We start from the raw sequence: 13,768 nt of genomic DNA on the forward strand, positions 1-13,768 counted from the left end.
GTCTCGGCTTTGGCTGAGTTCGACGATCAGTTTCCCATAAAGGCCGCGAAAGCGTCCTTATGGTCGGGGTGCCAGCGCGAGAGAGCAGGCCGGTTCTCGATGATGTCGCCGATCGCCCAGGCCATGCGCTTTTCATCGGTCGGCCGCATCACCTCATTGTCGGGGCACAGGATGTAGAAGTCCCCGCGCGCCAGCGAAGCCAGCATGAAGTCGACCACCTGCTCGCCGGTCCAGGCGCCAGCGGGTTTTTCGACCGCTCCTTCGGTGAGGCCGGTGAAGGTGAAGCCGGGAATGAGAAGATGCGCCGCGACCTTCGCGCCCGGCTCGTTGCGCAATGCGTGCGCCAGGCCTTCGGTGAACGTCTTCAATGCCGATTTGGATACGTTGTAGGCGAGATTGCCGGGTGGCGTGGTGATGCCTTGCTTGGAGCCGGTGTTGATGATCAGGCCCGGCTCTCCGGAGGCCAGCATGGCCGGCGCAAAGGCCTCGACGCCATGTACGACGCCCCAGAAATTGATGTCGATCAGCCGCTTCCAGGCGTCGCCGTTCTCCCACGGTTTTCCCGGATTGTTGCCGACGCCGGCATTGTTCATCAGCAGCGATACGGCGCCGAAAGCGGCATGCGTCTTTTCCGCCAGCCGGCCGAGTTCGTCGGCCTTCGAGACGTCTGTGGCGACCGCAAGCACGGCATTCTCGCCGGCGATCGCGGCGACTGCCTGGCGGGCCGCATCGAGGCGCGCGCCGCCAATGTCGGCCAGCACCAGTCTCATGCCCATAGCCGCCAGCCTTTTGGCGGCGGCAAGCCCGATGCCGCTGGCGCCCCCGGTGATGACGGCGACGTTGCCTCGGCTGAGGGCGGGCAAAGCGGATTGGATTTCGGCGTCGGAGGTCATGATCTTTTTCCTAGGGTTCGGGTGGCGCCGAACTTAGCGCGGGACGCGCATCGTGCAAGGCCGTCCCGCGTGTTCGGGTTGACCGCATCAACGGCGGCTGTGCATGCTGCGGCTGAACAGGAGACTGCCGATTGACCGACTGGGTTGCGATCCTGAAGGAGCAGACCGCCACCGGCGACCAGATGGGCCGCGAGGTGCCACAGATGCTTGCCAATCCGGACATAAGCGAAGCGCAGGTGAAGACCTTGTTTTCGGCACTCGAAAAACAGGCCGAGTTCGTCGAGAAATTGCGCATGGCGCTGGAAAAATTCGGCCATGATTTTTCGATCATCAAGGCGGCCGAGCGGCTGGAGGAGCGCTATGCCGACCTAGCCGCGTCGGTTGCCGAAAAGCTGAAGGCGATGCGCAAGTAGAGGCGTCCTACGCTACTTTTCCAGCACCCGCGAAAAACGCGTGTCCGGAACGAACCAGACGGCGGCCACCAGCACGAAGATCGCAACGCCGATCCATTGGTTGACGAAGGCAAGCGGGACGGCGGCGGCGTAGAGGGCCACCGAGATCTTGCCCTTGCGGTCATTGCCCAGCGCCTTGGCGAAGGCGGTGTCGTTGCCGTGCAAATGGTGCAGCTTGGTGGCGAGAAAGGTGTAGGCGACCGCGCACAGCACCAGGTCGATGCCATAGACGGCGACGGGGACCGGCGCGAAATGGTTCTCGCCCATGAAGGCCGTCGTTGCCGGCATCAGCGATAACCAGAACAGAAGGTTGAGGTTGGCCCACAGCACGCGGCCGTCGACCCTTTGGACGGTGTGGAACATGTTGTGCAGATTGTTCCAGTAGATGCCGACATTGATGAACGACAAGACATAGCTGAAAAAGATCGGCCACAGCGGCAGAAGCGCTGAAAAATCCTCGCCATGCGGCACTTTCAGCTCCAGCACCATGATGGTGATGATGATGGCGACCACCCCATCGGTGAATGCCTCGACTCTACCTTTTCCCATGGATTCTCCCTCTCGATGGAAAGACGTTAAGCGAGGACTTCGGGCAAGACCATCCTGACAAGGTTGTCAGGATGAAGTTCGGCGCGTGGAACGGCCATCCTTACATGGACGTTGGGGCGCAATTGGGCGTTGGGCGATTGGCCGGAGGTTGCCATGACCAGCTATGCCGAGACCACGACGCGCGACAACGGACTCGATGGCCGGCCCGCGATGGCCGCGGTTGCCGCCATGATCGCCGCGCTGTTCGCCGGCAGCACGGTGCTGACGCCGCTTTACGTCATCTACAAGCAGGCCTTCGGTTTCTCGCAGATCACGCTGACGCTGGTCTACGCCGTCTATGTCGTCGGCAATCTCGGCGCATTGCTGATGTTTGGGCGCTTGTCCGACGGCATTGGCCGCCGTCCTGCGGCGCTGGCGTCGATGGCCATAGCGGTGGTCAGCGCGGTGGTGTTCCTGCTGGCCGAGAATGTCGCATGGCTCGATGTCGCCCGCATATTGAGCGGCCTTGGCATCGGCGTCGGCGCGGGAACCGGCACGGCCTGGCTTGCCGAATTGATCGAAGGTAAGGACAAATCGCGCGCGGCAATCATCGCCACCAGCACCAACTTCGTTGGCCTTGGCCTCGGCGCGCTGGCATCGGGCCTGCTCGCCGAATATGCGCCCTGGCCGTTGAGACTAACGTTTGCGGTCTATCTTGCCTTGCTGGTGGTGGTGACGCTGCTGATCTGGCGTACCCGCGAAACCGTGTCCCGGCCGGGCAGGCTGACCGACGTTTCGTTGCGGCCACGGCTATCGGTGCCGAGCGATATCCGCGCTGCCTTCGTGGCGCCGGCGGTCACCGGTTTCGGCGCCATGGCGCTGGTCGGCTTCTATGCAGCCCTGGCGCCGAGCATCCTGGCGCAGCAACTGCATGTGGCCAACCATGCCGAGGCCGGCGCGCTGTTCTTTGAACTGTCGATCGTTGCGGCCGCGACCATTCTGGCCACGACCCGACTGTCCAGCCGCGCCGGCATGCTGGCCGCGCTGGCGCTGATGATCCCGGCCGTAGGGCTGATGGTTGCTGCTCAGTTTTTCGCGTCGATGTCCCTGATGGTTGCCGCCACCGCTGTGTGCGGCGTGGCGGCGGCGCTCGGCTATCGCGGCGGCCTGCAGGTGGTGAACCAGATCGCACCTGCCGAGCGTCGCGCCGAATTGGTGTCGGCGTTCTTCATCTGCTGCTTCTGCGGCAATGCGCTGCCGGTGATCGGCATTGGGCTGCTGTCGAGTTGGACCACTCCGACGACGGCAAGCCTGGCGTTCGCCGGCATGATCACGCTGTTCTCTGTCGTAGCGCTGGGGTTCGGCGTCAAATACGCGCGCTGAGCCTCACCCGTTTGGCGTCTCGGGCGCCATGTTTGCCCGTCCGCGCGGGATGCCGAGGCCGGTGTCGGGCGGCTCGCCGGCGGCCGGCCGGTCCTCGATCATGTGCATGGTGCGCCAGCGGCCGAAGCGATAATAGGCGGCGGCCAGCACCAGCGAGGTGATCGATCCCGCCGGAAAACTCCACCACAGCGCTTCCTCGCCGATGTAGGTCCTGAAGAAGTAGGCAAAGCCGGTACGCACGACCAGCACGGAAATCACCAGAATGATCAGCGGCGGCATCACGGCACCGGTGGCGCGCACGGTGGCGAACAGCACGATGGTGACGCCGAACAGGATGAACGACCAGGACGCCACCTTGTTGATGTGGGCTGCAATGTCGATTGCGGTGCTGTCGCCGCTGAGGAACAGGCCGAGCACCGGCCTGTCGAAGAAGAACAGCAGCGCCACCAGGGCGCCGGTGAGCACCAGGTTGAAGCCGACGCCGGACGCCGCGATGCGACCGATGCGGTCCCAGCGCCCGGCGCCGACATTCTGGGCCGCCATCGACGAGACTGCGGCTCCGATCGCCAGTGCAGGCATCTGGATATAGGTCCACAGCTGCGCCGCGATGCCGTAGGCGGCGGCGACCTGCGAGCCGTAGGAGTTGACGATGCCCATGACGGTCAGCGCCGCCGCCGAAATGACGATCATCTGCAGGCCCATCGGCACGCCCTTGAAGACGACGATCCTGAGCAGCGCCGGATCCGGCCGCAGCAGAGCGAGGTTGGCGCCGGCGAGCCGCAGCGGATGCTTTCTGGCATAAAGCACGACGAGGATGGCGATCACGCTCACTGTCTGGCCGATCAGCGTCGAGGTGGCGGAGCCGGCGATGCCGAGCTCGGGGAAGGGGCCGATGCCGCGAATGAGCAGCGGATTGAGGATGATGTCGAGCACGACGGCGAGCGCCATGAAGAAGAATGGCGTGCGCGAATCACCCGCACCGCGCAGCACCGTCATCACGAAGGACAGAAGATTCATCATCGGCACGGCGACGAAGATGATACGCAGATAGGAGCGCGCCAGCGGCAGCGCATCGGGCGGGGTGCCCAGTGTGTTGAGGATGGCGTCGACCCAGATCCAGCCGCAGACGGCGAAGATAGCCGAGACGAGGAAGAAGAAGCTGGCGCTGGTGCCGACGATGCGCCGCGCCTCGGGCAGGTCGCGGGCGCCGACCGATTGCGCCACCAGGATGGTCGCGGCCATGCCGATCCCGAACACGGTGCCGAGAATCAGGAACAGCACCAGATTGGCGTTTGAGGTCGCCGTCAGCGCCGATTCACCGAGGAAGCGGCCGACCCAGACGGCGTTGATCGAACCGTTGAGCGACTGCAGCACATTGGAACCGAGCACCGGAAGCGCGAACAACAGCAGCGTGCGAGGGATTGGGCCGCTGGTGAGATCGCCGGTGCGCCGGCGCGGTGGTATTTTTTCGTCCATGGGCTGTTCGGCGAAGGTTCATCTCAAAGTCCGCCCGGCAATGATCGCCGATTTAACGGACAAGGTCGATGCGGCATCGGAACATCACGCTTAACGCGGCTGAGGCGATCAGGTTCTCAAAGCTTGCGTAATGGGCTATGGGTCATCGCCGCGAGGGGCCGCAAACCGGGGGGATCATGTCCGACAATCCATTATTTTCCGAGCGCCTGAATAGGCGCGCGTTTCTGGGAGCATCCGCTTTGGGTGCCGCTGCCATGGCACTTTCGGCCTGCACAACCACTGATGTGGCAGTACCGCCGACGCCGGCGCCGGCACCCGCACCCGAGCCCGCTTTCGGCGATGCCGCCACCATGTATTCGGCGCGCGTCGATGAGGGCTTTTCATTGCCGGCAATCCCCGTCGCCAAGCTCGATCCGAAATTCGTGCGCCAGATCGTGGACGATCCGACCGGCGAAAAACCCGGCACGATCGTCGTCGATACATCCGAGCATTTTCTCTATCTGGTGCGCGACGGCGGCAAGGCAATGCGCTATGGCGTCAGCCTCGGCAAGGCCGGGTTTGGCTGGACCGGCAGCGCCGTGATCCAGGCGCGCAAGAAATGGCCGGTGTGGACGCCGCCGCCCGAAATGATCCAGCGCCGGCCGGAACTGGCGAAATACAAGGACGGCATGCCGCCCGGACCGCAGAGCCCGCTCGGTGCGCGCGCGCTCTATCTGTTCCGCGACGGCAAGGACACGATGTACCGGCTGCACGGCACGCCGGAATGGGATTCCATCGGCAAGAACGCGTCGTCAGGCTGCGTGCGCTTCATGAACCAGGACATCATCGACCTCTACAGCCGGGTCAACGGCGTAGCCCAGGTCTATGTGCGCCCGAACCTGTCGGCCGCGGGCAAGATCATGGCTGTGTCAAGCCGGACCGCCGAGCCGATCGATGCCGGCGTGCCAAGGGATGCGGAGATTTTGAAATAGGTGCCTTCACGGCATCGCTGATCGCCGACAAACGGTTAGAGGCGGACGCGCCGGGCGCGTCCGCCTCTCCGTATACGGCTACTTCTTGGCGAGGCCCGGAAGCGTGACCTGATAGACCAGGAACATGGTATCGACATCGGCGCCGTCTTCGGCCTTGTAGGGCGCGCCGACCTGAAAACCGTCCTCGGTGAGAAAGTCGTTATCGTTGCCGACGAACAGGAAATAGTCGTCGGGCAGCGCCGGATCGAGCACGCTGACCACCGACATTGCTTCCCACTTCTCCGACAGATTGTTCTTGTCGTTGGGCTTGCCGTCATGCAGGCCGAAACGGCCGAGTTCCTTGTTGTCGTTGATGTCGATGAACGGCGTCAGCTTGGCCGGCGTCACCGAGGGGTCGAGCACGCCCTTGGGCGCCAGCGGCTTGTCGGCGGCATCGAAGGCGCCGCCGGCAATGTCGGTGGCGCCAGAGACGTCGACGACGAAAATCTGGCGCAGCAGCGAAGTATCGCCCTTCACCCCCTGGCCGTTTCCGCTGTCGCGCGCCAGCATCAGGAAGGTCTTGTCGGACAGCGCCACGATTTCGCTCTGCGCGGCGACCTTGGTCTTGTCCTTGGCGTCCTTGAACACCGGCAGCGGCACGGCATATTCATGCACCAGCTTGAGATGGGCCGGGTCGGAGGCGTCGTAGACCAGCGCGCGGGTGTTCTGGCGCGTCGCGGGCGAATCGCCGCCATCCTGGCGGGGCGCCGACTGCAGCACAGTGATCAGCGACTTGCCGTCCGGCGTCAGCGCCATGCCTTCGAGGCCTTGATTGTTCTGGCGGCCGGTTTCGGGATCCTTCGGATCGGGTTCGGCTGCACCGGGGCCCGGATTGTCGGAGGCGAAGTTCGGCGCGCCCTTGCGCATCGGCACCAAAGCGGCGGGCGGCTGCGTTGCCGACAAAAGATGGCCGTCGGCCGAGAAGCGGTAGATGTTGGGGCCGTATTCGTCAGAGATGAACATGGTGCCGTCGGGCAGCCGCGCGATCGCCTCATTGTCGAGCGCCAGCTTGCCATTGGCCTCGGGCAGGATCGGCAGGTCGCCATTGGCCGCGCGCACGCCGTTGAGCGGATCGAGGCCGGTGGCGTCAGCGCCCTTGTCGTCGGTGAGGAGCAGGGAATCGGCAAGCGTCGCCTTGACGCCTGTCTGTTCCTGGCCGGAGGTGGGCGTGGCGCCCAGTGCGGTCGGCGTGAACTCGATGCGAATAGTGTTGAGGCGCGGCCGGTAATCGGTGGTGCCGACGACATTGTAGCCACGGTCCGGCAGCAACCAGAGCGAGCCCTTGTAGCCGTCCGCGCCACGGGTCCAGCTTGCGGCGTCGATGGACATGCCGGAGCCGGAGCCGAAGGTCTCGCCGAACTTGTCCTTCTGATCGGCCGGGATGCGGCCGACGCCGACCAGGCCCTTGTTGACGAAGCCGCCAACGGTGGCGGTGCTGTCGGCAAGGGCAGGGGTCAGGGCGGTAAACAGCGCCAGCGCGGCGCCGAGCGACACGGTTCGGTGCGAGATTTTCATGGAGATCCTTTTTGTGACAAGCCTTGAGCGGCGCAAAGGGGCCACCGCATCGCATCGACGATGTCGCCCTCTCGCAAAGCGGTCTAGGACGCGAACATGATACTTGCGTGACAGAGAGGGCCTCTTCCTTCTCCCTTGTAGAGAGGGAAGAGCGCAATGATCAATCGCTGTCGCGGGCGATCAGTTCCAGCGGCCAGACTTCGCGGATGATGCGCGGACCTTCCGGGCCGGCAAAGGCGGGAAGCGAGGCCAGCAGCATTTCGGCCAGCCGCCGGCCCATCGGCTCCAGCGACGGACGGAAGGCGGTCAGCGCCGGCGAGAAATAACGGCAGAGCGGCGTGTCGACGATGACGATCACCGCGATGTCGTGGCCGGGCCTGATGCCCATCTCGGCCAGTGCCTTGCAGCCGCCGAGCGCCATTGCGTCATTGTTGAAGATGATGGCTGTGGGCCGGTCCTTGGAGAGCATCACGCGCGGCGTCACCTGGTAGCCTCCGGCCTCGTTGATGAAGCCGTCGGCGATCAGGCCGGGGTCGACTTCGATGCCATGCCGCCCCAGCGCCTTGCGGTAGCCGTCGAGGAACAGGTAGCCGAAGTTGAGATCCAGCGAAGGGCGGATGGCGGCAATGCGGCGGTGGCCGCGCGCGACCAGCCGGTCGACGGCTTCATCACCCGCCCTCTCGAAATCGATATCGAGCGAAGGATAGGTGTCGTCGCCGGATTGACTTCGGCCAAGCGTGGCGAAGGGAAAGCCAGCCTTGCTGAGATAGTCGATCCGATCGTCTTCCCGCCGTGTATTGGCCAACACGACCGCGTCGGCTCGGCGCGTCTCAACCACGCGGCGCAGCCTCTCCTGCTGATATTGGCCGGGCTCGCCCATGACGACCATCAGATCCAGGTCATCCTCGGCCAGTCGGCCCTGCAGACCGATCAGGAACGGGATGAAGAAGGGTTCGCCATATTGCTGGTCGCCCGGATGCGGCTGCAGCATGAAGGCGATCGAATGGGTGGTGCCTTGCCGCAGACTGCGGCCGGACTGGTTGGGCGAATAGTTCAATTGCTTGGCGGCGGCGAGCACGCGCTGGCGGGTGTCGGCATTGACGTCGGCGCGGCCGTTCAGCGCCCGCGACACGGTGCCGATCGAAATGTTCAGGTGACGCGCAAGGTCATGGATGCTGGACGCCAAGGACAGTTCTCCCCCTGTCTTGGCTAGCACCGGCTGCCGCCCAGGCCAAGGCTTCGGGATGATTTTCGCTGGCAGCCGATTGACATTCTACGCCATCGGGTGTGTTCTCGTAAACGTTTACGGAGAAACGTTTACGGTGGTGCCGGAAATGCCGTGACATTCGGTCTGGAGGGACCGGACGGGAGGAATGCCGGATGATGAATGCCGTCCTCGTCGGCTGTGGTGCGATGAGCAAGGCCTGGCTCGATGCCGCGAGGCAGATCGACGGGCTGGCCATTGTCGGCTTGGTCGATCTCGACGCAGAACGGGCGAAGGCGAGGGCGCGCGAATACGGGCTCGACGGCGCGGTAATCGGCACCAGCCTCGACGCGGTGCTCGACCAGACCAGGCCCGACGCGGTGTTCGATGTCGTGGTTCCAGCCGCCCGGCGTGATGTCGCCTTTGCCGCCTTTGCCCATAATTGCCATCTGCTGACGGAAAAGCCGCTGGCCGATACTCCGGAAAATGCGCGCGCCATCGTCGATGCGGCACGTAACGCGGGGCGTATCCATGCGGTCGTGCAGAACCGCCGCTACGTCGCCAATGTCCGGCGCATCAGGCGCTTTCTCGACTCCGGCGCCATCGGCAAGCCAACCAGCATCCATGCCGATTTCTTCGTCGCGCCGCATTTCGGCGGCTTTCGCGAGGAGATGGCGCATGTGCTTTTGCTCGACATGGCGATCCACACATTCGACGCCGCCCGCTACATGGTCGCAGGCGATCCCGCCGGCGTCTTTTGCCAGGAATGGGAGCCGGCGAATTCCTGGTACCGGCAGGGATCGTCGGCCAGCGCTATCTTCGATCTCGGCGGCGGCAAGGTGTTCACCTATGCAGGCTCTTGGTGCGCGGCGGGCTTCCGCACCAGCTGGGAGAGCACGTGGCGCATCGTCGCCGAGCACGGCAGCCTGGTCTGGGACGGCGAGGACGGACTGAAGGCCGAAGTTGTGTTGTCGGTCCGCGACGGCCTGTTCGACCTGACCCAGCCCATCACAGTACCGCCGCTCGATTCCGCCGACCGCGTCGGCGGTCATCTCGGCATCATCAAGGATTTCATCCACGCCATCGAGACCGGCAGCGAGCCGGAAACCCGTGGCAGCGACAACATCAAAAGCCTGGCCATGGTTTTTGGCGCCATCGAAAGCGCCGAGACCGGACGGCGCGTCGCAATCACACAGGAAGCATCATGATGCCAAACCCGCTTCTCGACATCCGCATCGGCACCATGGTGCGGGCCAATCTCGAAGACCCGGCCGCCTACATCAAAGAGATTCTGCCGCTCGGCTTCGAGAGCATCCAGCCCTTCTTCTGGCAGACGCTGGGCGGCAAGGATTTGGCGCGGCTCGCCGGTGAGATTGGCGAGGCGATCGGCGATGCCGATGTCGCCGTGTCGTCGATCGGCGTGTTCGGCAATCCGCTGGAGGATGGCGAGGTCGATCGCGGCGTGCTCGCGGCCTGGGAAACCGTCATCGACAATGCGCATCTGTTCGGCGCTTCGATCGTCAGCGGCTTCACCGGACGTCTGCGTGGCAAGAAGCTGACAGACAGCCTGCCGCGCTTCCGAGAGGTTTGGGGTCCGCTGGCCAGGCGCGCCGCAGACAAGGGCGTGCGCATCGCCTTCGAAAATTGCGCCATGGATGGCAACTGGGCGGCCGGCGACTGGAACATCGCCCACAATCCCGATGCCTGGGAGTTGATGTTCAACGAATTGCCCGACGACAATCTCGGCCTCGAATGGGAGCCCTGCCACCAGCTTGTCTACCTCATCGACCCGATGCCGCAGATCCGCAAATGGGCGCCGCGCATTTTCCATGTCCACGGCAAGGACGCGACGGTGCGCTGGGATGTGATCCGCGAGCACGGCGTGTTCGGCAAGCTGCCCTTCGTGCAGATGCGCACGCCCGGGTTTGGCGACAGCGACTGGACGCGGGTGATCAGCGAATTGCGGCTGGCCGGTTACAAGGGCGCCATCGACATCGAGGGCTGGCACGACCCGGTCTATCGCGGCGACCTCGAAATCACAGGCCAGGTGCGCGGGCTGGAATACCTCAAGCAATGCCGGGGAGGAGCGACCTACCTGCCGAACCCGGCGTGACCGAGGGCCGGTGGGAGGAGCCGGCCTGACAGATTGCCAAGCACTGCCGACAAGCACTGCCGACAGGCGAACGACGAAACCCCTCGGCTCACCGAGGACAAAAGGGAGGAACGTGCATGAGCATCGCAATGAGAACGACACTTCTGCGCTCGACCGTCGTGGCCGCCGCCACGGCGCTGTGCGCTGCCATCTCCACTCTGCCGGCGCAGGCGCTCGACGCCCAGTGGTGCAAGGATGTCCACATCCGCTTTTTCGTCGGCGGCGCCGAGGGCGACGCTTTCGGCACCATCGTCTACAATGGCGCCAAGCAGGCGGCGTCCGATCTCGGGCCGAAGGTCGACTACATCTTCTCGCAGTGGGACGTCGAGAAGATGGTGCAGCAATTGCGTGAGGCCGTCGCCGTGAAGCCAAACGGCATTGCCATGATGGGCCATCCGGGCGACGCCGCGATCATGCCGCTGGCCGAACAGGCGCATAAGGACGGCATCAAGATGATGTACCAGAACGTGCCGGTGCCGAAGGTGGTGGACGCGTTCGGCGGCGGCTATGTCGGCGCCCAGCAGGAGCAGCAGGGCCGCGCGCTCGGCACTGAGGCGTTCAAGCTCGGGAAGCTCAAGTCCGGCGACAAGGCGATCATGATCGGTCCGTTCGAGAACGAGGCCCGCGGCGCGCGCGAGCGCGGCACGGTGGCAGCACTCAAGGAAGCCGGCGTCGAGGTCATCCAGCTGTCGTCGCCGCCGAGCGGCGAATGGGCGTCCGACCCCAATCTGGCGATACCGGTGATCACCGCGGCCCTGCTCAACAATCCCGACGTCAAGGCGGTCGGCTATCCCGGCGGCCAGATGCTGGGCAACGTCGCCACCTACATGCAGGCGGCAGGACGCAAGCCCGGCGACATCTTCAACTTCGGCTTCGATACCAGCCCGCAGATCGTCGAGGCGTTCAAGGGCGGCTGGGTGCAGCTGACGGCTGATCAGCAGCCGTTTCTGCAAGGCTATCTGCCGATCCTCAGCCTTTGCCAGCAGGTGGTGCTGGGCCTGGCGCCGATGAATGTCGACACCGGGGCGGGCTTCGTCACGCCGCAGAATTACGAGATCGTCGCCGAGCTCGCCAAGCAGGCGCTGCGCTGACCTCCCAAACTGCCGGCTGGGCGCAAGCCCGGCCGGCAGGACCGCCGGCACCAGGCCGGGATGATACCACAGGAGCGAGGATCGCCATGGCCGAACGCATCATCGAACTGCGCGACATCAGCAAATCCTATGGCCAGGTCTATGCGCTGGGCGGGGTCAATCTCTCGGTCGACCGCGGCGAGGTGGTTGGCCTGATCGGCGACAATGGCGCCGGCAAATCGACGCTGATCAAGATCCTGTCCGGCGTCGTCAAGCCGACCAGCGGCGAGATCCTGGTGCGCGGCAAGCCGGTGACCGGCTGGAGTGCGGCACGCTCGCGCGACGCCGGCATCGAGACGGTCTTCCAGGATCGGGCGCTGGCCGTGCAGCAGACCATTGTGCGCAACATCTTCATGGGCCGCGAACTCACCGGCTTCATGGGCTTTCTGAAGGTCAATAAAGAGATAGAGGAGGCGAGCCGGCTGATGCGCGAGATCGGCTTCACCTCGAAGGTGTTCACGCCGCACTCGATCGTCGGCCAGCTCTCGGGCGGCGAGCGCCAGGGCGTGGCGATCGCGCGCGCCATCTACAAGCAGGCCGAGCTGATCATCCTTGACGAGCCGACGACGGCGCTGTCGCTGACCGAGACCGCCAAGGTCTTCCATTTCGTGCGCCAGGTGCGGGCGAGCGGCCGTTCGATCCTGTTCATCGGCCACAACATCCACCATGTCTTCGACATCGCCGACCGCTTCGTGGTGATTGACCGCGGCAAGGTGGCGCTGACCGCCGATCGCACCGAGGTCAAGTCGGCCGAAGAGCTGATCAATTTCATGGAAGACGTTGCGCATCCCGGAGGATTGCCGGGGCTGCACGAGGCCGGCGACGCGGAGAGGGCAGCACGATGAGCAAGACCATGGAACCCGATCTGCAGAGCCCGCTCGGCGGCAAGGCGGCCCGGCCTGAGTGGAAGCACCCGTCCGACCATTGGCTGCGCGGTTTCGTCATCGACAACCGCGCAGCGCTCGGCACGCTCGCCGTGTTCATCATCATGATGGCGGCGTTCCTGATCGCCAACCCGACCGTGTTCACCACCTGGTATCTCTACAGATCCGTGCTGACCACGCTGCCGGTTGCCCTGTTCGTGGTGGTGCCGCTGGTCTTCGTCGTCACCTGCGGCGAGATCGACCTGTCGTTTCCCGCAACCATGGGCTTTGCCTCCTGGGTGTTCGCGCTGGTGGTGCAGGCCGGCTACGATCCGTTTCTCGGCATCGCAGCGGCGATTCTCACCGGCACGCTGCTCGGCTTTCTCGTCGGATCCCTGGTCGTTTATGGCGGGCTGTCGTCGCTGATCGCCACCCTCGGCATGAATTTCCTGCTGCGGGGACTGATCCAGATCATCAACGAGGGCAGATCGACGGCATTGACCGGTCTCAGCGACAGCTGGGCGTACACCATCTTCTCCGGTCAGGTGTGGGGTTTTCCGGTACAGGTCTTATGGGCACTCGCCTTCGTCATTTTTTCGGCAATGCTCTACAACCGGCACCGCTTCGGCGCGCAGGTGAGGGTCGTCGGCGACAACCCCGACAGCGCCCAGCAAATGGGCATCGACGTCAAGCGTGTGCGGGTGAAAGTGTTCATCTTCACCGGCATCGGGGCCGCGATCGCCGGCACGTTTTCGGTGATGATCAACTTCACCTGGTGGCCGACCGCGGGCGACGGCTATCTCTTGCCGGTGCTGGCTTCGGTGTTCGTCGGCGGCACGCCGACCTGGGGCGGCATCGGTACGGTTGCCGGTGGAGCGATCGGCGCGGTCACCGTGTCGTTCATCCAGACCGGCGTCGTGGCGGCGGGCCTGAGCGGCTTCTACGTCCAGTTCTTCAACGGGCTGATCATCATCCTGTCGCTGCTGGGGCACAAGTGGAACCAGGCGCGGTACAGGTGAGGGGCGGGCTAAATTGACGGGGACGCTCATGTTGCGGACCGCATGCCCCGACGACTGGGCAGACGCCCGTCGCTTCGTCATTCTAAGGCGGAGCAGGAGCGAAGCTCCGTCGCGTAGACCCTGGAATCCATTCCGCGACCTTG

The 13,768-nt window shown here is 64.4% G+C and carries 13 protein-coding genes; 8 read left to right on the forward strand and 5 right to left on the reverse strand.

Annotation, left to right across the window (positions count from 1 at the left end; translation table 11 throughout):
* Positions 1 to 26: 26 nt before the first annotated feature.
* Positions 27 to 893, reverse strand: coding sequence for an SDR family NAD(P)-dependent oxidoreductase (locus tag X728_RS140215; RefSeq protein ID WP_023682121.1), 867 nt, complete (start codon positions 891 to 893; stop codon positions 27 to 29).
* A 131-nt stretch (positions 894 to 1,024) separates the two neighbouring features.
* Here X728_RS140215 and X728_RS140210 point away from each other — a divergent pair, with 131 nt between their 5' ends.
* Entirely contained in the window at positions 1,025 to 1,306 is a 282-nt protein-coding gene (locus tag X728_RS140210; protein WP_023668298.1) for a hypothetical protein, read from the forward strand.
* Between the two features lie 12 nt (positions 1,307 to 1,318).
* On the opposite strand, the gene X728_RS140205 is transcribed toward X728_RS140210, so the two are convergent.
* Entirely contained in the window at positions 1,319 to 1,894 is a 576-nt protein-coding gene (locus X728_RS140205; RefSeq protein ID WP_023682120.1) for a TMEM175 family protein, read from the reverse strand.
* A 153-nt stretch (positions 1,895 to 2,047) separates the two neighbouring features.
* Here X728_RS140205 and X728_RS140200 point away from each other — a divergent pair, with 153 nt between their 5' ends.
* Positions 2,048 to 3,256 carry an MFS transporter gene (locus X728_RS140200; protein ID WP_023705538.1) on the forward strand — a complete coding sequence of 403 codons (1,209 nt, stop codon included), beginning with the start codon at positions 2,048 to 2,050 and terminating at the stop codon, positions 3,254 to 3,256.
* A gap of 3 nt (positions 3,257 to 3,259) precedes the next feature.
* Here X728_RS140200 and X728_RS140195 read toward each other — a convergent pair whose 3' ends face one another.
* On the reverse strand, positions 3,260 to 4,732 hold the full coding sequence (locus X728_RS140195) for an MATE family efflux transporter (RefSeq protein ID WP_023705537.1): 1,473 nt from the start codon (positions 4,730 to 4,732) through the stop codon (positions 3,260 to 3,262).
* 176 nt (positions 4,733 to 4,908) lie between these two features.
* Here X728_RS140195 and X728_RS140190 point away from each other — a divergent pair, with 176 nt between their 5' ends.
* On the forward strand, positions 4,909 to 5,703 hold the full coding sequence (locus X728_RS140190) for a L,D-transpeptidase (protein WP_023705536.1): 795 nt from the start codon (positions 4,909 to 4,911) through the stop codon (positions 5,701 to 5,703).
* Positions 5,704 to 5,781: 78 nt separating this feature from the next.
* On the opposite strand, the gene X728_RS140185 is transcribed toward X728_RS140190, so the two are convergent.
* Both X728_RS140185 and X728_RS140180 read right to left on the reverse strand, forming a co-directional pair.
* On the reverse strand, positions 5,782 to 7,257 hold the full coding sequence (locus tag X728_RS140185) for an esterase-like activity of phytase family protein (RefSeq protein WP_023832877.1): 1,476 nt from the start codon (positions 7,255 to 7,257) through the stop codon (positions 5,782 to 5,784).
* A gap of 160 nt (positions 7,258 to 7,417) precedes the next feature.
* A complete protein-coding gene (locus X728_RS140180) occupies positions 7,418 to 8,443 on the reverse strand; it encodes a LacI family DNA-binding transcriptional regulator (RefSeq protein ID WP_023697001.1) in 1,026 nt (341 codons plus the stop codon).
* A 194-nt stretch (positions 8,444 to 8,637) separates the two neighbouring features.
* On the opposite strand from X728_RS140180, the gene X728_RS140175 reads away from it, so the two are divergent.
* From X728_RS140175 to X728_RS140155, 5 genes are all read left to right on the forward strand, one after another.
* Positions 8,638 to 9,669 (forward strand): Gfo/Idh/MocA family oxidoreductase, encoded by a 1,032-nt coding sequence (locus X728_RS140175; RefSeq protein ID WP_023832878.1) that lies wholly within the window; start codon positions 8,638 to 8,640, stop codon positions 9,667 to 9,669.
* Entirely contained in the window at positions 9,666 to 10,574 is a 909-nt protein-coding gene (locus tag X728_RS140170) for a sugar phosphate isomerase/epimerase (protein WP_023832879.1), read from the forward strand. Before X728_RS140175 ends, X728_RS140170 begins: the two co-directional genes overlap by 4 nt.
* Positions 10,575 to 10,690: 116 nt before the next feature.
* Positions 10,691 to 11,704 (forward strand): substrate-binding domain-containing protein, encoded by a 1,014-nt coding sequence (locus tag X728_RS140165; RefSeq protein WP_023699592.1) that lies wholly within the window; start codon positions 10,691 to 10,693, stop codon positions 11,702 to 11,704.
* A gap of 86 nt (positions 11,705 to 11,790) precedes the next feature.
* The gene (locus X728_RS140160) at positions 11,791 to 12,588 is read left to right on the forward strand and encodes an ATP-binding cassette domain-containing protein (protein ID WP_023668308.1); all 798 of its coding nucleotides are present in this window, start codon (positions 11,791 to 11,793) and stop codon (positions 12,586 to 12,588) included.
* On the forward strand, positions 12,585 to 13,625 hold the full coding sequence (locus X728_RS140155; RefSeq protein WP_023682111.1) for an ABC transporter permease: 1,041 nt from the start codon (positions 12,585 to 12,587) through the stop codon (positions 13,623 to 13,625). Before X728_RS140160 ends, X728_RS140155 begins: the two co-directional genes overlap by 4 nt.
* Positions 13,626 to 13,768: the final 143 nt, after the last annotated feature.

The sequence above is a fragment of the Mesorhizobium sp. L103C119B0 genome, from assembly GCF_000502235.1.
In the GTDB taxonomy this organism is placed as follows: Bacteria; Pseudomonadota; Alphaproteobacteria; order Rhizobiales; family Rhizobiaceae; genus Mesorhizobium.